Origin of the sequence: Mycobacterium sp. NPDC049093 (assembly GCF_040704635.1) — a bacterium.
Classification (GTDB): domain Bacteria; phylum Actinomycetota; class Actinomycetes; order Mycobacteriales; family Mycobacteriaceae; genus Mycobacterium.
Map to the genome: position 1 here is coordinate 975,515 of NZ_JBEZJS010000003.1, position 20,634 is coordinate 996,148.

21 protein-coding genes are annotated in these 20,634 nt (G+C 67.3%); 9 read left to right on the forward strand and 12 right to left on the reverse strand.

Annotated elements, in window-relative coordinates; all coding sequences use genetic code 11:
* Positions 1-282 precede the first annotated feature (282 nt).
* Positions 283-1,344, forward strand: a complete 1,062-nt coding sequence (locus AB0876_RS15210) for a hypothetical protein (protein ID WP_491838601.1) — start codon at positions 283-285, stop codon at positions 1,342-1,344.
* A gap of 16 nt (positions 1,345-1,360) precedes the next feature.
* Here the strand turns inward: AB0876_RS15210 and AB0876_RS15215 are convergent, their stop codons facing one another.
* The 4 genes from AB0876_RS15215 to serA form a co-directional block, all read right to left on the reverse strand.
* Positions 1,361-1,975, reverse strand: coding sequence for a dihydrofolate reductase family protein (locus AB0876_RS15215; RefSeq protein WP_526042304.1), 615 nt, complete (start codon positions 1,973-1,975; stop codon positions 1,361-1,363).
* Between the two features lie 89 nt (positions 1,976-2,064).
* Positions 2,065-2,652 carry a hypothetical protein gene (locus AB0876_RS15220; protein WP_491838599.1) on the reverse strand — a complete coding sequence of 196 codons (588 nt, stop codon included), beginning with the start codon at positions 2,650-2,652 and terminating at the stop codon, positions 2,065-2,067.
* Between the two features lie 25 nt (positions 2,653-2,677).
* Positions 2,678-3,688: a 3-isopropylmalate dehydrogenase gene (locus tag AB0876_RS15225; RefSeq protein WP_491838598.1), complete on the reverse strand. Its 1,011-nt coding sequence runs from the start codon at positions 3,686-3,688 to the stop codon at positions 2,678-2,680.
* Positions 3,685-5,271: a phosphoglycerate dehydrogenase gene (serA, locus tag AB0876_RS15230; protein WP_526042305.1), complete on the reverse strand. Its 1,587-nt coding sequence runs from the start codon at positions 5,269-5,271 to the stop codon at positions 3,685-3,687. Before serA ends, AB0876_RS15225 begins: the two co-directional genes overlap by 4 nt.
* A gap of 60 nt (positions 5,272-5,331) precedes the next feature.
* Here serA and AB0876_RS15235 point away from each other — a divergent pair, with 60 nt between their 5' ends.
* The 4 genes from AB0876_RS15235 (at position 5,332) to AB0876_RS15250 (ending at position 8,150) form a co-directional block, all read left to right on the forward strand.
* Positions 5,332-6,762 (forward strand): phytoene desaturase family protein, encoded by a 1,431-nt coding sequence (locus AB0876_RS15235; protein WP_526042306.1) that lies wholly within the window; start codon positions 5,332-5,334, stop codon positions 6,760-6,762.
* On the forward strand, positions 6,759-7,370 hold the full coding sequence (gene wrbA / locus AB0876_RS15240) for an NAD(P)H:quinone oxidoreductase (RefSeq protein ID WP_491838596.1): 612 nt from the start codon (positions 6,759-6,761) through the stop codon (positions 7,368-7,370). The genes AB0876_RS15235 and wrbA overlap by 4 nt, the downstream gene beginning before the upstream one ends.
* Before the next feature lie 104 nt (positions 7,371-7,474).
* Positions 7,475-7,744 (forward strand): hypothetical protein, encoded by a 270-nt coding sequence (locus AB0876_RS15245; RefSeq protein WP_526042307.1) that lies wholly within the window; start codon positions 7,475-7,477, stop codon positions 7,742-7,744.
* Positions 7,745-7,808: 64 nt separating this feature from the next.
* Positions 7,809-8,150 carry a hypothetical protein gene (locus tag AB0876_RS15250; RefSeq protein WP_491838594.1) on the forward strand — a complete coding sequence of 114 codons (342 nt, stop codon included), beginning with the start codon at positions 7,809-7,811 and terminating at the stop codon, positions 8,148-8,150.
* Positions 8,151-8,222: 72 nt separating this feature from the next.
* Here AB0876_RS15250 and ilvC read toward each other — a convergent pair whose 3' ends face one another.
* From ilvC to AB0876_RS15265, 3 genes are read right to left on the reverse strand one after another with little or no spacing between them, the layout of a single operon-like run.
* Positions 8,223-9,236 (reverse strand): ketol-acid reductoisomerase, encoded by a 1,014-nt coding sequence (ilvC, locus tag AB0876_RS15255; RefSeq protein WP_448492473.1) that lies wholly within the window; start codon positions 9,234-9,236, stop codon positions 8,223-8,225.
* Between the two features lie 55 nt (positions 9,237-9,291).
* On the reverse strand, positions 9,292-9,804 hold the full coding sequence (gene ilvN, locus AB0876_RS15260; protein WP_055112725.1) for an acetolactate synthase small subunit: 513 nt from the start codon (positions 9,802-9,804) through the stop codon (positions 9,292-9,294).
* Positions 9,804-11,666 (reverse strand): acetolactate synthase large subunit, encoded by a 1,863-nt coding sequence (locus AB0876_RS15265; RefSeq protein ID WP_526042308.1) that lies wholly within the window; start codon positions 11,664-11,666, stop codon positions 9,804-9,806. The genes ilvN and AB0876_RS15265 overlap by 1 nt, the downstream gene beginning before the upstream one ends.
* A gap of 365 nt (positions 11,667-12,031) precedes the next feature.
* Here AB0876_RS15265 and AB0876_RS15270 point away from each other — a divergent pair, with 365 nt between their 5' ends.
* Positions 12,032-12,373, forward strand: a complete 342-nt coding sequence (locus AB0876_RS15270) for a PH domain-containing protein (RefSeq protein WP_526042356.1) — start codon at positions 12,032-12,034, stop codon at positions 12,371-12,373.
* A gap of 26 nt (positions 12,374-12,399) precedes the next feature.
* On the opposite strand, the gene AB0876_RS15275 is transcribed toward AB0876_RS15270, so the two are convergent.
* A complete protein-coding gene (locus tag AB0876_RS15275) occupies positions 12,400-13,242 on the reverse strand; it encodes a DoxX family protein (protein ID WP_491838592.1) in 843 nt (280 codons plus the stop codon).
* A 135-nt stretch (positions 13,243-13,377) separates the two neighbouring features.
* Here AB0876_RS15275 and AB0876_RS15280 point away from each other — a divergent pair, with 135 nt between their 5' ends.
* Positions 13,378-14,496: a PQQ-dependent sugar dehydrogenase gene (locus tag AB0876_RS15280; protein WP_526042309.1), complete on the forward strand. Its 1,119-nt coding sequence runs from the start codon at positions 13,378-13,380 to the stop codon at positions 14,494-14,496.
* 101 nt (positions 14,497-14,597) lie between these two features.
* Positions 14,598-15,257, forward strand: coding sequence for a TetR/AcrR family transcriptional regulator (locus AB0876_RS15285; protein ID WP_491838590.1), 660 nt, complete (start codon positions 14,598-14,600; stop codon positions 15,255-15,257).
* Positions 15,258-15,263: 6 nt separating this feature from the next.
* On the opposite strand, the gene gatB is transcribed toward AB0876_RS15285, so the two are convergent.
* Complete coding sequence (gatB, locus tag AB0876_RS15290) at positions 15,264-16,775, reverse strand: Asp-tRNA(Asn)/Glu-tRNA(Gln) amidotransferase subunit GatB (protein ID WP_526042310.1); 1,512 nt, start codon at positions 16,773-16,775, stop codon at positions 15,264-15,266.
* A 26-nt stretch (positions 16,776-16,801) separates the two neighbouring features.
* On the reverse strand, positions 16,802-17,275 hold the full coding sequence (locus AB0876_RS15295) for a MarR family winged helix-turn-helix transcriptional regulator (protein WP_491838588.1): 474 nt from the start codon (positions 17,273-17,275) through the stop codon (positions 16,802-16,804).
* A 74-nt stretch (positions 17,276-17,349) separates the two neighbouring features.
* Here AB0876_RS15295 and AB0876_RS15300 point away from each other — a divergent pair, with 74 nt between their 5' ends.
* Complete coding sequence (locus AB0876_RS15300) at positions 17,350-18,042, forward strand: NAD(P)-dependent oxidoreductase (protein ID WP_526042311.1); 693 nt, start codon at positions 17,350-17,352, stop codon at positions 18,040-18,042.
* A 21-nt stretch (positions 18,043-18,063) separates the two neighbouring features.
* On the opposite strand, the gene AB0876_RS15305 is transcribed toward AB0876_RS15300, so the two are convergent.
* Together AB0876_RS15305 and gatA are read right to left on the reverse strand one after the other, a co-directional pair.
* Positions 18,064-19,095, reverse strand: coding sequence for an ATP-dependent 6-phosphofructokinase (locus AB0876_RS15305; RefSeq protein ID WP_019343140.1), 1,032 nt, complete (start codon positions 19,093-19,095; stop codon positions 18,064-18,066).
* A 54-nt stretch (positions 19,096-19,149) separates the two neighbouring features.
* The gene (gene gatA / locus AB0876_RS15310; protein ID WP_491838586.1) at positions 19,150-20,631 is read right to left on the reverse strand and encodes an Asp-tRNA(Asn)/Glu-tRNA(Gln) amidotransferase subunit GatA; all 1,482 of its coding nucleotides are present in this window, start codon (positions 20,629-20,631) and stop codon (positions 19,150-19,152) included.
* Positions 20,632-20,634 lie beyond the last annotated feature (3 nt).

Genomic DNA, 20,634 nt, shown 5'->3' on the forward strand with positions numbered 1-20,634 from the left:
GGCATCCCCAGTCGAGTAGGTGCGGCGAGCCGGCCGGGCAGAACCGGTCGTGTCGTATCCGCACTCTTGGCGCTCGTGCTGGCCACAAACGCATGTCAGGTGCACGACCAGCCGTCGAGCCCGCCGTCTCCAACCGCCCTGCCAGGGCGTCACGGCCCGCTGATCGCCTACACCGTGCCGAGAGCCACCCCATGGTTCGACTCGGGAGACGTGGGTTTCGTGCTGGCAGAAGGCTCGAATCCCATTGCCAACTGGAAAAAACAAGTTGGTGCGTCCAGGTTCGTGAGCTTGAGCAGGCCGGGCTTCACCACCGATACGAAGTACGCATTCACGCGGTACGCCGACGAACAGTTCGGGCGCTATCCCTACGACGGCGGCGATATGCACGCCGAGCTGGTGTGGATAGATGTGGCAAGCGGTCAAACTCACGAGGTGGCCATTCCAGCCCAGTCCCGCACCGACTCTCAACGGCCGAGTCGACCCGGCGCCCCGTATCCCTTGCAGGGCAGCACAATCGTCTGGCAGGCCCCGCGGGCAGCGGACGCTCCCGACGGTCAGGTAACCCTGATGCAGCTGGACCTCAGCCGGCCGAGCCCGATGCCCAGTGTGTTGCGCACTGTCCAATTACCGCCACGAACGCCCGAGCAACAGGCGGTACCGGCCGAAACCCAGGACTTCACCGGAAACGTGATCGGAACCGGCCATGGACGGGTGGCCATCGTCAAGAAGTACGGCTCAGACAGATTCACCCAGGCCGATCGCCTGTTCGTCGTCGATGCCGACGGCACCGTCCGCGATGTCGTGCACCAACCGACCAGGCAATGGGTGTCGGCGGTCTTCAGCCCCGACGGCACCCGATTCGCCTACGAAACCGGTGCCATCGACAAGACCGGCTCCTGCGACCGGCACCAGGTCACGGTGTTCGACTCGGCCACCGGCCACCAAGTTGCCGGGTTTCCACAGGGTCCCTTCGATGCGACCCCCAGGCCCTTCTTTTATGGCAATCAGAGCGGCGCGGTGTGGTGGACATCCGACGGGAGGTTGCGGGCCACCGCGGGTGCCGAGCAGTGCCCGACGAATCGGTCCGAGCCCACACCGGACGGCGGCGTGTGGGAGCTGGACGGCGGGCATTGGACACAAGTCGCGCCGTCGGGAACCTACCGCGACTACCCCCTGCCCAACGGGGACGCGGCGATCATCGCGAAGGTGCCCCGACCGTCCGATCAGCAGCAGCCCAACCAACCATCCACCGTCACAAGCTTGTTCATGCGCGAAGGCGATCAGCGCGTCCACATCGCCGATGTCGACGCCACCAGCGTCGCCGTGGCACCGGCCCAGCCCTGACAGCGCACGACCGAGCTCATTGACCCGGCGCGCTCATGTCCCCTCTCCCCGGGATTCCGTCGGCAAGTCCGTACCGCAGATGCACGATGCCGTTCGGGCTGGCGACCGGCGGTTGCAGCAGTGTGACGTTGGTGGGCACCGCGCCACCGTCGAATACTTTCTTCCCCGCCCCCAGCATGATCGGGTGCACCCACAGGTCGAGGCGATCAAAGAGCTTCTCGCGCAAGAGCGTCTGGACCAGGTTCAGGCTGCCGACGACCTTCACCTGCTCGTGCCGGTCCCGGATCTCGCGCACGGCGGCACCCAGATCCGGGCCGAGCTGAGAGGAGCCGGCCCACGACAGGTCAGGCTCGCCCCGGGAGGCGACGTACTTGGGGATGCTGTTGAACAGCGTGCCGAAGTCGTCCGTCTGGTGCGGCCAGTAAGCGGCGAAGATGTCGTACGTCCGGCGCCCGAGCAGGAGGGCATCGGTGCCCTCGTATGCAGCGCCGACCTGGGCGCCCGAAACGTCGTCGATCAGTGGCGCCTGCCAGCCGCCGAATGAGAACCCCTCGGGGTCCTCGTCAGGGCCGCCGGGCGCCTGCGCGACGAGGTCCAGGGTCGCGAATAGTTCGATGTCGATGAGTCCCATGCCCATATAGACCGACCGGCGCCGAAAGACTCATCGCCTCGATGATCGACTCTGCAGCCAGGACACCAAAGTGCGAGTGACGCGCACCCTCAGCGCAGAGTTGGTGCCGTCGACCGACGGGGACGCAGCATCAACGCCGCGGCCAGAAAACACAACGCACCGATGAAGGTGCCGAAATTGGCGAGCCGCTCGTCGACCGTCACGCCGGTCTTGCGGACGAATGCGGCGAGCGCGGAGACCCCGAATGCCACACAGCCCATCATGTTTACCCACGCGGCCTGCCAGCCAACGGATTTCGGCGACCACGCACCGACCGCCAGCACTGCCAGCACGCCGCTGAGCAGGAAGGCCAGTGAGCCGGTCGCATCGGGGGCCCAGACGAACCGGCGCTCGGCCAGTACCGCGTGGGCCCAGACCGACACGCCGGTGCTGAGGTTGAACAGGAGGGTCCCGGCGAATTGTGTGGCCGCCGACCACCAGTCGAGTCCGCGTCCGGCGAGCACTAGCTGGATGCCCGCGGCCGTGGTGAAAAACCACGAGCCGATGAAGCACAGCGTGTTCGTCACGCCGGCACCGGCCAGCGCCGGAAAGCCCGGCACGGTGGCGGCCGCGAAGAACGACGATCCGATGGCGAACAGCCAACACTGCCGCGTCAGGGTGGCGAAGCGGGCAGTCACCGCCGACTCAGCGCCGAACCACCGGCTACAGCAGCGACAGGATCCGCTCGCCGACCTCGCTGGTCGAGAGCTTCGCGTCGCCGCGGGTGGCCAGGTGCTCGCTGACGGCCTTGTCGACCCGCGCCGCCGCGTCGGTCTCGCCGAGGTGGGTCAGCAGCAGTGCCACGCTCATCACCGCGGCCGTCGGATCGGCGATCCCCTGCCCGGCGATGTCGGGTGCGCTGCCGTGCACGGGCTCGAACATCGACGGGTTGGTGCCCGTCGCATCGATATTGCCCGAGGCGGCCAGGCCGATACCGCCGGAAACTGCGGCCGCCAGGTCGGTGATGATGTCGCCGAACAGGTTGTCGGTGACGATCACGTCGAACCGGCCGGGATCGGTGACCATGTGGATGGTGGCGGCATCGATGTGCTGGTAAGCCGTCTCGACGTCCGGGTATTCCGTACCGACCTCGTCGACGGTGCGCTTCCACAGCGAGCCGGCGAACGCCAGCACGTTGTTCTTGTGCACCAGAGTCAGGTGTTTGCGTCGCGCGCGGGCTTTCTCGAACGCATAACGCACCACGCGCTCCACGCCGAACCGGGTGTTGGTGGACACCTCGGTGGCAACCTCGTGCGGGGTGCCCACCCGGATCGCGCCGCCGGTGCCGGTGTAGGGACCTTCGGTGCCCTCGCGCACCACCACGAAGTCGATCTCCGGGTTGCCGGCCAAGGGACTGGAAACCCCGGCGAACAACTTCGACGGCCGCAGGTTCACGTGGTGGTCCAACGCAAACCGCATGTTGAGCAGCAACCCGCGTTCGAGCACACCACTGGGGACCGACGGATCGCCGATGGCGCCCAACAGGATTGCGTCATAGCCCTTGAGCTCCTCGACGAATCCCTCGGGCAGGGTCTCCCCCGTCGCGTGGTAACGCCGCGCGCCCAGGTCGTATTCAGTCCGGTCCACGCCGGGCAGCACCGCGTCGAGCACCTTCAGCGCCTCGGCGATGACCTCCGGACCGATGCCGTCACCGGCGATTACAGCGAGTTTCATGACAGGTCGACCACTTCCAGCGTCGTGGCGTCAACGGCAGCGGCAAGCGCCGAACGCACATCCTCTGGCACGTCGGTGTCCAGCCGCAGCATCACGATGGCACTGTCGCCATCGACGTCCTGGCTCAGCTGCGCGGCCAGGATGTTGACGTCCGCCCCACCCAGCAGGGTGCCGATCTTGCCGAGGGCGCCCGGCTGATCGTTGTAGTGGACGATGAGGTTGTAGCCCTCGGCGCGCAGGTCGAAGTTGCGGCCGTTGATCTGGACGATTTTCTCTACCAGCTGCGGCCCCGACAGGGTGCCCGCGACGTTCACCGCGCTGCCGTCGGCGTGCACGACGCGCACGTCGACCACGCTGCGGTGGTTGGGACTCTCGGTGGCGGTGCTGATCTCGGAGGCCACGCCACGGTCGGCGGCCAGCGTCGGAGCGTTGACGAACGTCACCTGCTCGTCGACCACCGCGGAGAACAGCCCGCGCAGCGCCGACAGCCGCAGGATCTCGACGTCTTCGGACGCCAGCTCGCCGCGTGCCTGGACGGTGAGCGACACCGGGGCCGCATCGGACAGGGCACCGGCCAGCAGACCGAGCTTGCGCACCAGGTCCAGCCAGGGCGCCACCTCTTCGCCGACGGCGCCGCCGCCGACGTTGACGGCGTCCGGCACGAATTCGCCGGCCAGGGCGAGCTTCACGCTGGCGGCCACATCGGTACCGGCCCGGTCCTGCGCCTCTGCGGTCGAGGCACCCAGGTGCGGGGTCACGACGACCTGCGGCAGCTCGAACAGCGGGCTGTCGGTGCACGGTTCGGTCGAGAACACGTCCAGACCGGCGGCACGCACATGGCCGCTCGTGATGGCGTCGGCCAGGGCCTGCTCATCGATCAGACCACCGCGGGCGGCATTGACGATGATGACGCCCGGCTTGGTCTTGGCCAGGTTCTCCTTGCCGAGCAGGCCGGCGGTCTCCTTGGTCTTCGGCAGGTGCACCGAGATGAAGTCGGCACGGCCGAGCAGCTCCTCCAGCGGCAGCAACTCGATACCGAGCTGGGCGGCGCGGGCCTGCGAGACGTAGGGGTCGTACGCCACGATGTGGGCGCCGAAGGCGGCCAGGCGCTGGGCGACCAGCTGACCGATGCGGCCCAGACCGACGACACCGACGGTCTTGTCGAAGATCTCGACACCCGAGAACGACGACCGCTTCCAGGTGTGGTCGCGCAGGGTCGCGTCGGCGGCGGGGATCTGCCGCGCCGTGGACAGCAGCAGGGCCAGGGCGTGCTCGGCCGCACTGTGGATGTTGGAGGTCGGCGCGTTGACGACGAGCACCCCGCGGGCGGTCGCGGCGTCGACGTCGACGTTGTCCAGGCCGACACCCGCGCGGGCGACGATCTTGAGTTTGGGGGCCGCGGCGATGACCTCGGCGTCCACCGTGGTAGCGGAACGCACCAGCAGCGCGTCGGCTTCCGGCACCGCAGCGAGCAGCTTCTCGCGGTCCGGACCGTCGACCCACCTGACCTCTACCTGGTCGCCGAGGGCGGCGACGGTCGATTCCGCGAGCTTGTCGGCAATCAAAACAACGGGGAGACTCACGCGGACAGCCTAGTGTGTGCGCCCTACCACAGCCGAACCGCGTGCGGTGTACTGATGGGCGTGGACGTCACAATCGTCGGCAGCGGCCCCAACGGCCTGTCCGCGGCGGTCATCTGTGCCCGGGCCGGACTGGCCGTACGCGTCATCGAAGCGCAACCCACCGCAGGCGGCGGGGCACGCACCCTGCCCGACCCGGAATATCCCGGAGTCAGCCACGACATCTGTTCAGCGGTGCACCCACTGGCGTTGGCGTCGCCGTTCTTCGCCGCCTACGACCTGACTGCCCGTGGGGTGCAACTGGCGGTCCCCGAGATCTCCTACGCCAGCCCGTTGCAGCACCGCCCGGCGGCGATCGGTTACCGCGACATCGAGCGCACGTGCTCCGAACTGGACCACGGAGATTCCTGGCGACGGCTGCTCGGTCCGCTGGCTGCCGAGTGCGATGACGTGGTCAGCCTGATCCTCGGCGACAAGCGGTCGCTACCACCGTCGCTGACCGCGGCGGCCCGTGTCGCGCCCCGATTACTCGCCCAAGGCACCCCGCTGTGGCGCACCCTGGCAGGCGAAGACGCCCGCGCGCTATTCAGTGGTGTTGCAGCACACACGATTTCGACGATGCCCTCACTGGTTTCCGGCGGGGCCGGTCTGATGCTGGCGACGCTGGGGCATGCGGTCGGATGGCCGATCCCGATCGGTGGATCCCAGGCCATCCCGGACGCGCTGATCGCCGATCTCACTGCGCACGGCGGCGAACTCGTCCTCGGACACGAGGTCACTGAACCGCCGTCGGGCGTGGTCATCTACGACTCCGCACCGACCGCCCTGCTGTCGATCTACGGCAAGGCCCTGCCGCCTCGCTACGCGCGGGCGTTGAGCCGCTACCGCTACGGGCCCGGAGTGGCGAAGGTCGATTTCGTACTGAACGGCGAGATCCCTTGGCGTGACCCGCGTCTGGCCCAGGCGCCGACACTGCACCTGGGTGGCAGCCGGGCACAGATGGCACTGGCCGAGTCCGAGATCGCCGCGGGCCGTCACGCCGAGTGGCCGATGGTGCTGGGCGCGCTCCCCCACATCGCCGACGCATCCCGCATCGATGACGCCGGCCGCCGCCCGCTGTGGACCTATGTCCACGTACCCAACAATTCGACGCGGGACATGGCCACGGCGGTCACCGACATCTTCGAACGATTCGCCCCGGGCTTCCGCGATCTGGTGGTCGGGGTCCGCAGCGTGCCCGCGTCCCGGATGGACGAGCACAACGCCAACCTGGTCGGCGGCGATATCGGTGTGGGCAGCAACAACATGACCAGCGCACTGCTGGGCCCCACTCCACGGTTCGACCCCTGGACCACACCGATCCCCAAGGCCTACCTGTGCTCGTCGGCCACTCCGCCGGGTGGTGGCGTGCACGGGATGGCCGGGTTCTACGCCGCCCGCACCGTGCTCAAACGCGAGTTCGGTATGCGGGATCTGCCTAAGCTGGCACCATGACCACTCCTGCACCCAAGGTCGCCGTCATCTACTACTCCGCGACCGGACACGGCACGCACATGGCCCAGCGCGTCACCGCCACCGCCGAGGCCGCAGGCGCCGAGGTGCGGTTGCGGCCCGTCGCCGAGACCGCCGATCCGGAGTCTTTCGCCCACAATCCGGCCTGGACCGCGAATTACGGAGCCACCAAGGATCTTCCGACTGCCACCGGTGACGACATCGTCTGGGCGGACGCCGTGATCTTCGGCTCCCCCACCCGATTCGGTTCTGTCGCTTCGCAATTGCGCGCGTTCCTCGATTCGCTCGGCGGCCTGTGGTCACAGGGCAAGCTCGCCGACAAGGTCTACGCCGGGTTCACCTCGACCAACACCGCGCACGGCGGGCAGGAGACCACGCTGCTGACGCTCTACGTGACGCTGATGCACTGGGGCGGCATCATCGTGCCGCCGGGCTACACCGATCCACTCAAGTTCGCCGACGGCAACCCGTACGGCGCGAGCCTGCTGGCCAACCACGACAACATCAGCGAGTTCGACGACACCACCTACGACGCGCTGGATCACCTGGCCCGGCGAGTCGTCAGCGTGGCGGCGCGGCTGGGTTCGTAGCCGCCGACGGCCGGCCGATTTCGCCCAACAGGGCGGACACCCGGGGCCGGCGCTCTACAGTCGACTTGGTCAGACCTTTGCATTCAACTCGAGGGGGCGACGAGGTGTCGACTCGATACGTGCAGCGAGTGGCGACCGCCTGCGGCGCAGCCATCATGTTGGCCGCGGTGGTGTCGTGCGGCTCGGAAAAACCGATCCAGAAGATCGAAGAAGACGTCACCATTCCGCAGATGACGATCGGCGAGACGATAACGGGTCAGCCGGAAGCACCGGCCGGTGACACGGAGACGCCGACGGCGCCACCGACGGTTCCCGAGACGCCGAAGGCCACCCCGCCGATCACCACCCGGCCGCAGGTCGCCGTCCCGCACTGACGGTGATTTCGCGGCGGGAAAACTGCTGCACTGCAATACTGCCGAGGCCGCTTAGATTTGATGCGTGAACTTTGGGGGCGTCGCACGGTTGGTGGGATCCGTCCCACACCTGGATCCGGTCATGAAGTTGTTCGCAGTGGGCGACCTGGAGCTCTATCACGTGAGCCCACCGCTACACGGGTACAACGTCGTCGCCGCCGCGCAGACGATGTGGGCCATGCGAGCGCAGTGCATCTACCCGGACGGCCGCATCGAGCCGGCCGAGCCCGACGATCCGGTGTCGACCGAACTCTACGGCGTGGTCGGTGAAGGGCTGCAGATCGACAGCACCGAGAAGCTTCCCGGCAGCGCCGAAGGGAGAAATGTGGCCCGCACGCTTGCGGCGATCGGCTACCGAATTGCCTAGAAATGCCGAAAGGCCAGTTATCGCACGCGTTTTTGTGAATCGCGTGCAATAACTGGCCAGTGAACGCAGCAGTTAGGCCGTTTCGGTGATCGGCCGGTCGACCCAGCTCATCAGGTCGCGCAGCTTCTTGCCGGTGACCTCGATCGGGTGCTCGGCGTTGGCCTTGCGCAGCGCCTCGAGCTCCTTGTTGCCGCCCTCGACGTTGGCGACCAGGCGCTTGACGAAGGTGCCGTCCTGGATGTCGGTCAGGATGTCCTTCATGCGCTTCTTGGTGTCGGCGTCGATGACCCGCGGGCCCGACAGGTAGCCGCCGAACTCCGCGGTGTCGGACACCGAGTAGTTCATCCGGGCGATGCCGCCCTCGTACATCAGGTCGACGATGAGCTTGAGCTCGTGCAGCACCTCGAAGTAGGCCATCTCCGGGGCGTAGCCCGCCTCGACCATGACCTCGAAGCCGGCCTTGACCAGCTCTTCGGTGCCACCGCAGAGCACGGCCTGCTCACCGAACAGGTCGGTCTCGGTCTCTTCCTTGAAGGTGGTCTTGATGACACCGGCGCGGGCACCACCGATGGCGGCGGCGTACGACAGTGCCAGGGCCTGGCCCTCGCCCTTCGGATCCTGGTCGACGGCGATCAGGCAAGGCACACCCTTACCGTCGACGAACTGGCGACGCACCAGGTGGCCGGGCCCCTTGGGAGCGACCATGCCGACGGTGACGTTGGCCGGAGCCTTGATCAGACCGAAGTGGATGTTGAGGCCGTGGCCGAAGAACAGCGCGTTGCCGTCCTGCAGGTTGGGCTCGATGTCGTTCTTGAAGATCTCGGCCTGCGCGGTGTCGGGCGCGAGCACCATGATCACGTCGGCCCACTTGGCGACCTCGGCCGGGGTGTCGACCTCGAGACCCTGCTCTTCGACCTTGACGCGGGACTTCGAGCCCTCTTTCAGGCCGACCTTGACCTGCACGCCCGAGTCGCGCAGCGACAGCGAATGCGCGTGCCCCTGGCTGCCGTAGCCGATGACGGCGACCTTGCGACCCTGGATGATCGACAGGTCCGCGTCGGCGTCGTAAAACATCTCAACTGCCATGCGAAATTTTCCTTCTCTTTCTAGCTCTACAGCCGACTAACGCTACTTGACGTGCTTACTTCACTGCGCTGATACCACGGGGTCCGCGCGAGACCGACACCATGCCGGACTGTGCGATCTCACGGATACCGTAGGGCTCCAGGACCCGCAGCAGGGCCTCCAGCTTTTCCGAGGTCCCGGTGGCCTCGACGGTCAGGGACTCGGTCGAAACGTCAACCACCTTGGCGCGGAACAGGTTCACCGCTTCGATGACCTGACCGCGGTTGCTCGCGTCGGCGCGCACCTTGATCAGGGCGAGTTCGCGGGAGACCGAGCTGTCGTCCTCCTGCTCGACGATCTTGATCACATTGACCAGCTTGTTGAGCTGCTTGGTGATCTGCTCCAGCGGCGATTCCTCGACGCTGACGACGATCGTCATCCGCGACATGTGCTTCTGCTCGGTGGCACCGACAGCCAGGGACTGGATGTTGTAGCCACGACGGGAGAACAGCGTGGCGACCCGGGCGAGAACGCCAGGTTTGTCCTCGACCAGCACCGAAAGCGTGTGGGTGGGCGTGGTGTTGCTCATCAGGCGTGCCCCTCGGCGTCGTTTTCGTCGAACAGCGGCCGGATGTCCCGAGCTGCCATGATCTCGTCGTTGCTGGTGCCGGCCGCGACCATCGGCCACACCTGCGCATCCGCACCGACGATGAAGTCGATGACCACCGGGCGGTCGTTGATGGCCCGGGCCTGGTTGATGACGTCCTCGACGTCCTCGGCCCGCTCGCAGCGCAGCCCGACGCAGCCCAGCGCCTCGGCCAGCTTGACGAAGTCCGGGATCCGACGCGAGTGCGTGGCCAGATCGGTCTGGCTGTAGCGCTGGTCGTAGAACAGCGTCTGCCACTGCCGCACCATGCCCAGGTTGCCGTTGTTGATCAATGCCACCTTGATCGGCGCGCCTTCGATGGCACAGGTGGCCAGCTCCTGGTTGGTCATCTGGAAGCAGCCGTCACCGTCGATGGCCCACACCTCGGCCTCGGGGCGGGCGAACTTGGCACCCATGGCCGCCGGGACGGCGAAGCCCATGGTGCCGAGGCCACCGGAGTTCAGCCACGTCTTGGGGTTCTCGTACTTGACGAACTGCGCGGCCCACATCTGGTGCTGGCCGACCCCGGCGACATAGACCGCCTCGGGTCCGGCGATCTGACCCAGCTTCTCGATGACGTACTCGGGGCTCAGGCTGCCGTCGCTCTGCGGGCCGTAGCTCAGCGGGTAGGTCGTCTTGAGGCCGGACAGGTACTCCCACCAGGCGTCCAGTTTCAGTGCGGCACTGGTCGTTCCATCGCGGCGCAGCACCTCGATCAGATCGGTGATGACGGCCTTCACGTCACCCACGATGGGCACGTCGGCGTGCCGGTTCTTGCCGATCTCGGCGGGGTCGATGTCGGCGTGGATCACCTTGGCCTCAGGGGCGAACGAGGACAGCTGACCGGTGACGCGGTCGTCGAACCGGGTGCCGAGGGCGATCAGCAGGTCGCTCTTCTGCAACGCGCCCACCGCGGCCACGGTGCCGTGCATGCCCGGCATCCCCAGGTGCTGCGGGTGGCTGTCCGGGAACGCGCCGCGGGCCATGAGCGTGGTGACGACCGGGATACCGGTCAGCTCAGCCAGCTCGAGCAGTTCGGCACTGGCCTCACCACGGATCACACCACCACCGACGTAGAGGACCGGCTTGTGCGCGGCGGCGATCAGCTTGGCGGCCTCGCGCACCTGACGGCTGTGCGGCTTGGTGTTGGGCTTGTACCCGGGCAGGTCCATCTGCGGCGGCCAGGAGAAGGTGCACTGGGCCTGCAGGATGTCCTTGGGGACGTCGACGAGCACCGCGCCCGGGCGCCCCGAGCTGGCGATGTAGAAGGCCTCGGCCATCACCTGGGCGATGTCGTCACCGTTGCGCACCAGGAAGTTGTGCTTGGTGATCGGCATGGTCATGCCGGTGATGTCGGCTTCCTGGAAGGCGTCGGTGCCGATCAGGCTGCGACCCACCTGCCCGGTGATGGCCACCACGGGGATGGAGTCCATCTGGGCGTCGGCCAGCGGGGTGATCAGGTTGGTCGCGCCGGGGCCGGAGGTGGCCATCATCACGCCGACCTTGCCCGTCGCGTGGGCATAGCCGCTGGCGGCGTGGCCGGCGCCCTGCTCATGGCGGACCAGCACGTGGCGCAGCTTCTGCGAGTCGAACAGCGGATCGTAGACCGGCAGCACGGCGCCACCGGGGATCCCGAAGACGACGTCGACGCCGAGCTCTTCCAACGACCGGACGACCGCCTGGGCGCCGGTGAGCTGCTGCGGTGCAACCCGGTTGGGCTGACCCGTTTCTGATTTGGCGGTGCTTGCGCCGTTGGCAGGCGCGGTTCCCGACCGGGCTGGCGGTCGCGTTGTCGGTGCGCTCACGATGTCCTCTTCACGGTCTGCTTCACATTCCTCTTCAGGAAGTTCAATTTTTCATTGATTCCGGCGCGCTTGTGGGCAAATAAAAAACCCCCGTCAGCCGGTAGCTGTACGAGGGTGGCGCGTCGATGCGGTTTGCTATGCCCGGCAGAGGGCTAGCGCGGCATCAACGCGCCAACCAATTACTACGAGCAATCCGGGGTTCTGCATAGCACCCGACGGTAGCTGCCGTACAGGTTAAAGGTCAAATTGGTTCCGCCGAGGTCCGGTTGCCCGGTGACGCCGGCGGGCCGCCCGCCGGGTGGTGCAAGGATGAACCTGTGAGCGCACGATCGGCAACCGCCCCTGTCGTCATCCGGATATCGCCCATGGCGCACCTGGCAGTCGGATTCCTGACGCTCGGCCTGCTGACGCTGGTCCTGAGCAATCCGACCTGGTTCTCGGTGCTACTGGTGATCCCGATTGCGTTGTCGGCGGCCATCATCCGGTACCGCACGACCGCCGATGCCGACACCGTCACCGCGCGGTCGCTGACGCGCAGCCGCACGGTGTCGTGGACGGAGATCAAGGGGTTGCGGTTCGACCGGTCATCTTGGGCGATCGCAGATTTGAGCGACGGGACGGACCTGCGCCTGCCCGCCGTGACGTTCGCAACACTGCCGTTGCTCACCGAGGTGAGCGGCAGCCGCGTACCGAATCCGTACGCCTAACGGTTCAAACGACCTTCAGCGCCGTCTTAACCCAGCGGGTTGCCGCCGTTGAGCAGCACCCAGATGGCGATGCCGCCGGCCACGCCGAGCACCAGGGCCACGAACGAACCCACGAAGGGGCGCCGGGCCCAGCCGCGGCCGGCGTCGAATCCGTAGCGACCCGGCCCGGTCAGGATGATCGCGGCCGCGGCGACGACGACGATCAACCGGTATTCGGTGCCGTCGGTGATGACTTCCGCGAGGCGGGCCTGCTCATGCGCCGCCATCGCCGTGGCCAGCACCCCGTTGATCAGGTAGGCCAGCGCGCCGGCCGCCGCGATCGGGGTGAACAACCCGAGGACCAGCAGTACGCCGGCGGCGATCTGCCCGCCGGTGGCGGCGTAGGTCAGGATGTCGGCGTTCTTGAAGCCCATCTCGTCCAGCGACGAGTTGAACCCGTCCAACCCGGGGCCGCCCCACCAGCCGAAGGCCTTCTGCAGGCCGTGGATGATCATCAGCCCGCCCAGCGCGACGCGCAGGATCAGCAGGCCGAGGTCCTGGGTGCCGCGTCGACCGGCTGCCCGGACCCGGTCGTCGATGAACTCGTCACGCTCGATCTCCGCAGGTTCGGCCGCGAAGGGGCCCATGGGGGCGGGCCCTCCGGCTTGCACGTACGGCAGTGGCTCCGGGTCGGAGACCAGGCTGAATGCGGACTGGTCGCCCGATTTCGAGTCGTAGCGGGGAATGGCGGTGGTCTCGAAGTCGCCGCCGTAGTTCTCCGACGGCAGGTCGTCTTCGGGGTCGACCAGGCTGGCCCCGGCCGGCCTGGCGGAATCGTCCGAGTAACCCGGTCGTTGCCAGGCTTGTGGGTCCTGTGGGTGGCTGGTCACAGCTGCCAGGGTAAGTGCAAGTTCGGTCCGATCCGGGTATTTACCCCGGCGCTTCCGCCTGGTATCGACCTGCTACGGATACGACGGGCGGTCCCGACGTGGCGCGCACTGCCGAGCGATCCGTAATCTGGCGGCATGAAATCGCGCCGGCTGATGGGGGTGGCCGCCGTTCTGTGTGCCGCGATGCTTGTCGGGTCGGGCTGTGCCCGGTTCGACGCGGCCCAGTCCGAACCTTTCACCACCGAGCCCAAGATGGCACCGGGGCCGACCACGACACCCCCGCCGCCGCCACCGCTGCCGGCCAAGCCGTTCCCCAAGGAATGCAAGGCGACAGGGGTCATGCAGGGCTGCCTGGACAGCACCAGCGGTCTGATCATGCTGCCCGACAGCCAGTCCGCACTGGTCGCCGAGAGGCTCACCGGCGCGGTCAAGCAGGTGTCGGTGAAGGCCGAGCCGAAGGTCAAGGTGACGATCCCGGTCGATCCGTCCGGTGACGGCGGCCTGATGGACATCGTGCTGTCGCCGACCTACGGCCAGGACCGGCTGATGTACGCCTATATCAGCACTCCGACAGACAACCGCGTGATCCGCATCGCCGACGGCGACGTGCCGAAGCCCATCCTCACCGGCATCCCGAAGGGCGCCACCGGCAACATGGGGGCGCTGACGTTCACCAGCAAGACCACCCTGCTGGTGCAGACGGGCGATGCCGGCGACCCGGCATTGGCTGCCGACCCCGCATCGCTGGCAGGCAAGGTGCTGCGCATCGAGCAGCCCACCACCGTCAACCAGGCCCCGATCACCACGGCGCTCAGCGGCCTGGGTGGCGCGGGCGGCATGTGCGTCGATTCGTCGGACGGCTCGCTCTACGTCACCGACCGCACGCCGAGCGCCGACCGACTGCAGCGCATCACGAAGGATTCCAAGATCTCCACGGTGTGGACCTGGCCGGACCGGCCCGGCGTCGCCGGGTGCGCCGCCCTGGAGGGCACGGTGTTGGTGAACCTGGTCAACGTCAAGAAGACCGTCGCTGTACGCCTCGCACCGGATACCGGCGCGGTCACCGGTGACCCGGAGGTGGTCCGGGAGAACGTGCGCGGTCATGCGTGGGCGTTGCAGCTCTCCCCCGACGGCAACGTGTGGGGTGCGACCGTGAACCGGACCGCCGGCGATGCCGAGAACTTCGACGACGTCGTCTTCCCGCTGTTCCCGCAGGGCGGCGGCTTCCCGCGCAGCAATGCCGACAACACCTAGGGCACAAAACATTTCGGCCTAGATCGACTCTCCGGACCTGACCGGACCCGGCAGCGTCAATCGGTCGATATGAATACAACGCACACAATGTGCCCTTAGAAATGGTTCGTCTATCACGTACCATTACCCGGGTGCCTGACCGCCAGCGCCGCAGATATGCACCGCGGCTACCGCGTGAAGAGCGGCGCGAGCAACTGCTGGACGCAGCTTTGACGGTGCTCCACGATTGCCCCCTGCACGAGCTGACCATGGAGGGCGTCGCCGAGGCCGGTGGCGTCGGCAAACCCGTTCTCTATACCGCGTTTCGGACCCGCACCGAACTGGTGGCTGCGTTGCTCGTCCGCGAGCATCAGCGGGGCCTGAGCCAGGTCCTGACCACCCTGCCCGAGAATCTGTCGGTAACCGGACCGGCAGATGCCTACACGGCGACGGTCACCGGTTTCCTGCGCTGCGTGTTGGAGAATCCGGCCCGCTGGCGGCTCATCCTCACCGAACCCGACACCGCGCCGCGGGATGTCCACGCAGCGGTCCGCAACGCCCGCAACCAGATCCTCGCGGAGCTCGAGCAAATGGCGAAGGCGGGCATAGCGGTGGATCCCCGGCTTTCCGCACTGGATCCCGAGCTTCTCGGCCACACCTTGCTGTCGTTCGCGGAGATGCTCGGCCGTCTGGCTGTGCACGACCCCGCCAGCTACCCGCGCGAACGGCTCGAACAATATGCCGCCGCTGCGATGACGATGTTCGCCGGCTCGGTCAAGTAGCCGCGGCTACCCGTTCTGACCGCAGGCCGCCAGCACCAGCTCGCGAACCCGGGCCGCGTCGGCCGAGCCCTTGGTTGCCTTCATCACCGCACCGACGATCGCCCCGGCGGCCTGGACCTTGCCACCGCGGATCTTGTCCGCGACATCGGGGTTGGCGGCCAGCGCCTCGTCCACCGCAGCCTGGATCACCGAGTCGTCGCGCACGAGTGCCAGCCCGCGGTCGGCCATCACCTGCTCGGGTTCGCCCTCGCCGGCCAGCACTCCCTCGATGACCTGGCGGGCCAGTTTGTTGGACAGCTTGCCCTCGTCGACGAGCTTGACCACGGCGGCGACCTGGGCCGGGGTGATCGGCAATGTCTCGAGCTCGACCCCGGACTCGTTCGCCTTCTGCACCAGGAAGTTGCCCCACCAGGCTCGGGCGGCCTCGCTGGAGGCGCCGTGGGAGACGGTGGCGGCCACCAACTCCACCGCACCGGCGTTGACCAGGTCACGCATCACCTCGTCGGAGATGCCCCAGTCCTGCTGAATCCGCTTGCGTGCCAACCACGGCAGCTCAGGGATGGTTTGACGCAGTCGTTCGACGAGCTCTGCGTCGGGGGCGACAGGCTCGAGGTCGGGCTCGGGAAAGTACCGGTAGTCCTGCGCGGTCTCCTTGCTGCGGCCCGGCGAGGTGTAGCCGTCCTCGTGGAAATGCCGTGTCTCCTGGGTGACCGTGCCACCGGAATTGAGAACCGCTGCCTGGCGGCGCATCTCATACCGGACGGCAACCTCGACGCTCTTGAGCGAGTTCACGTTCTTGGTCTCGGTGCGGGTGCCGAACTCGGTGGCCCCGACCGGCTTGAGTGACAGGTTCGAGTCGCACCGCATCGACCCCTGGTCCATCCGGACATCCGATACACCCAAGCCACGCAACAGGTCTCGCAGCGCGGTCACATAAGCACGGGCGATCTCGGGTGCCCGCGCCCCGGTGCCCTCGATGGGCCTGGTGACAATCTCGATCAGCGGAACACCGGCTCGGTTGAAATCAGCGAGCGAGGTCGTCGCCCCCGCGATACGGCCGGTGTCGCTGCCAAGGTGGGTCAGCTTGCCGGTGTCCTCCTCCATGTGCGCACGCTCGATCTCGACGCGGAAGGTGGTGCCATCGTCGAGCGGCACGTCGAGGTATCCGTCGATCGCGATCGGCTCGTCGTACTGCGAGATCTGGTAGTTCTTCGGCTGGTCCGGGTAGAAGTAGTTCTTCCGGGCGAACCGGCCCCACGGCGCGATATCGCAGTTGAGTGCGAGGCCGATGCGGATCGCCGACTCGACCGCCGCCTCGTTGAGCACCGGCAGCGAACCGGGCAGCCCCAGGCACACCGGGCAGACCAGGGTGTTGGGCTCGGCACCGAACCGGTTGGCGCAGCCGCAGAACATCTTGGTGGCCGTGGACAGCTCGACGTGTACCTCCATGCCCATCACGGGCTCATAGGTGGCGATGACGTCGTCGTAGTCAACGAGTTCAGCGGTAGCGACAGACATGCCGTCGATCCTAGTGGGGCGGCGTTTCAGGCCAGTCCGGGGTGGACGCCGGGGATCAGGCCGGCCGCGGCCGACAACCGGCGCAGCAGGTGGCGCAGCGCGGTGCGCTCCTCGTCGGACAGCGACGCGGTCACCTCATCCTCGAGCGCACGGCCGGCGGAGTCGAGAGCCGGGACCAGTTCCCGTGCCCGCCCGGTCAGAGATACGGCGAATGCCCGCCGGTCATCTGGATGCGGCCGGCGTTCGACGAGGCCCTCGGCCTCCAGCGTGTCGATCAGCGCGACCATCACATTGCGGTGCAGCCCGAGGCGTTCGCAGAGCTCGCGTTGCGACTGCCCGTCGACTCCGGCCAGCGCCAGCAGAACCGCGGTGGCCCTGGGATGCAGCCCCAACGGCTCCAGCTTGGCCCTGAAGCCATCGGCCACATACGCGCCGAGCTGGGACAGCAGGAACGGGATGCGCTCGTCGAGAGCGGACACACCGGTCGGTTCCTCAGCCATGCCGCCAACACTAGCACCGTTGGTGATTGTCTTATAGCGTGATTATCACTATTAGTGACTAATTGGGAGGCAACATGCGAATCGTCATCTTCGGCGCCAACGGGGCAACCGGACGTCTGCTCACCCGCCGGGCCCTCGACGCCGGGCACAGCGTCGTGGCAGTCACCCGCCACCCCGAGGCGTTCCCCGTTACCGGCGCCGCACTCACCGTGGCCGAGGCCGACGTGCGGGACGCGGACGCGGTCACCGCCGCCGTCGACGGCGCCGACGCAGTGCTGTCCACCCTCGGCGTCACGTTCACGATGGATCCCGTCGACACCTACTCGGCCGGCGTGGGCAACATCGTCACGGCGATGCGCCGGACCGGGGTCGAGAGGTTGACCGTCGTGAGTTCCACCGCCGTCGCCGACTATCCCGGCCGCACCGATACGCCATTCGCGCTGCGTCTGGTCCAGCCCGTGATCAGCCGCATCTTCGGCAGGACCCTCTACGCCGACATGCGCCGCATGGAGGACGTCGTGGCCGCCAGTGGACTGAACTGGACGATCGTGCGGCCGTCGGGCCTGTTCGACCTGCCGAACGTCACCGACTACATTGCCGGCCAGTGCGACCCGGTGGGCGCGTTCACCTCACGCACCGACCTTGCCGACTACCTGCTGAAGCTGGCCGATTCACCGGAAACCGGTGCGACCGTGACGGTTTCGACGACAGCCGACACCCCGTCCATGTGGCAGCTGCTACGCCGCGAGGCGCTCAAGAGCGCATGAATATCGCCCGCGGACCCAGGCCTAGCCGAAGAACTCGGCGGCGTCGTCGTAACGGGACTGCGGTACCAGTTTGAGGTGGCGGGTCGCATCGGCCAGCGATACCCGGCCGATGTCCTGCCCCTGCAACGACACCATCATCCCGAACTCACCGGCATGCGCGGCGTCGGCCGCGTTCACACCGAACCGAGTGGCCAGTACGCGGTCATAAGCCGTCGGGGTACCGCCACGCTGCACGTGGCCGAGGACCGTGACGCGCACATCCTTTTTGATCCGCTTCTCCACCTCGAGCGCCAATTGCTGTGCCACACCGGTGAATTTCTCATGCCCGAACTCGTCCATGCCGCCCTGACGTAGTTGCATGGTGCCCTCGGCCGGCTTCGCCCCCTCTGCCACCACGCAGATGAAGTGTGACGATCCGTGCTGGAACCGCTTCTTGACCAGCCGGCACACTTCCTCGACGTCGAAGGGCTGCTCGGGGATCAGGGTCATGTGCGCGCCCGACGCCAGCCCGGCGTTGAGTGCGATCCAGCCGGCATGCCGGCCCATCACCTCGACCAGCATGACGCGCTGGTGCGATTCCGCGGTGCTGTGCAACCGGTCGATGGCCTCGGTCGCCACCTGCAGGGCCGTGTCGTGGCCGAAAGTCACATCCGTGCAGTCGATGTCGTTGTCGATGGTCTTGGGCACGCCGACCACCGGGACATTCTCCTCGGACAACCAGTGCGCGGCGGTCAATGTGCCTTCACCGCCGATCGGGATCAACACGTCGATCCCGTTGTCTTCGAGTGTCTGTTTGATCTGATCCAGGCCCGCCCGCAGCTTGTCCGGGTTGACCCGCGCGGTGCCCAACATGGTTCCGCCCTTGGCCAACAACCGATCATTGCGATCATCGTTGGCCAACTGGATGCGGCGATCCTCCAACAACCCTCGCCAGCCGTCGAGAAATCCGACCACCGACGAGCCGTAGCGCTGGTCGCAGGTACGCACCACCGCCCGGATCACCGCGTTCAGGCCAGGACAATCACCGCCGCCGGTGAGAACTCCGATGCGCATGGGCACCATCTTGCCCCGCCCGGCACGACCGTGCCGGGCATAAGGGCGTGCTGCCTACAACGCGCTGGGCAACGGGCCGCGGGCGGCCTCGTAGGCCGCGCCGACGCGGTACAGCCGGTCATCGGCCAGGGCCGGCGCCATGATCTGCAGACCGACCGGCAGGCCGTCGTCGGGCGACAGACCCGACGGCACCGACATGCCGCAGTGGCCGGCCAGGTTCAACGGCAACGTGCACAGGTCGAACAGGTACATGGCCAACGGATCGTCGACCTTCTCCCCCAGCCGGAATGCAGTGGTCGGGGTCGCCGGGGACACCAGGACGTCCACGTTCTGGTAGGCCTGCTCCAGGTCGCGGGCGATCAGGGTCCGCACCTTCTGCGCCTGGTTGTAGTAAGCGTCGTAGTAGCCCGCCGACAACGCGTAGGTACCGATCATGATCCGGCGCTTGACCTCGGGCCCGAACCCGGCGGCCCGGGTCAACGCCATGACCTCCTCGGCGCTGTGCGTGCCATCATCACCCACCCGTAGCCCGAATCGCATCGCGTCGAACCGTGCCAGGTTGCTCGACACTTCCGACGGCAGGATGAGGTAGTAGGCGTCCATCGCGTGGTCGAAGTGCGGGCAGTCGACCTCGGTGACCTCGGCGCCGAGCGCGGTCAGCTGGGCCACTGCGGCATTGAACGACTCCAGCACGCCGGGCTGGTAACCCTCGCCCCGCAGCTGCTTGACGACACCGACGCGCACGCCCTTGAGATCGCCTGCTGCTCCGGCCCGGGCGGCACCGACCACGTCGGGCACCGGGGCGTCGACGGAGGTGGAGTCGCGGGGATCGTGGCCGGCGATCACCTGGTGCAGCAGCGCGGTGTCGAGCACCGTGCGCGCACACGGCCCGCCCTGATCCAACGAGGACGCGCAGGCGATCAGGCCGTAGCGCGAGACCGTGCCGTACGTCGGCTTGACACCCACGGTCGCGGTCAGCGCGGCGGGCTGACGGATCGATCCGCCGGTATCGGTGCCGATCGCCAGCGGAGCCTGATAGGCGGCCAGCGCCGCAGCGCTACCGCCGCCCGACCCACCGGGCACCCGCTCGGTGTTCCACGGGTTACGGGTCGGTCCGTAGGCCGAATTCTCGGTCGACGATCCCATGGCGAATTCGTCCATGTTCGTCTTGCCGAGGATCGGGATACCTGCGGCGCGCAGCTTGGCGGTCACGGTCGCGTCGTACGGTGCGCGCCAGCCTTCGAGGATCTTGGATCCCGCGGTGGTCGGCATGTCGGTGGCGGTGAAGACGTCCTTGAGCGCCAACGGAACCCCGGCCAGCGGCGAGGGCAGCGTCTCGCCCGCGGCGACGGCCGCGTCGATCCGGGCCGCCTCGGCCAGCGCCGAATCGGCAGCCACGTGCAGGAAGGCGTTGAAGCGCTCGTCGGTCTCGGCGATCTGGTCCAGGTGGGCCCGGGTCACCTCGGTCGAGGAGACCTCCTTGGCCGCGATCTGGGCACCCAGGGTCGCCGCATCGCTACGGATCAGCTCACTCATGCT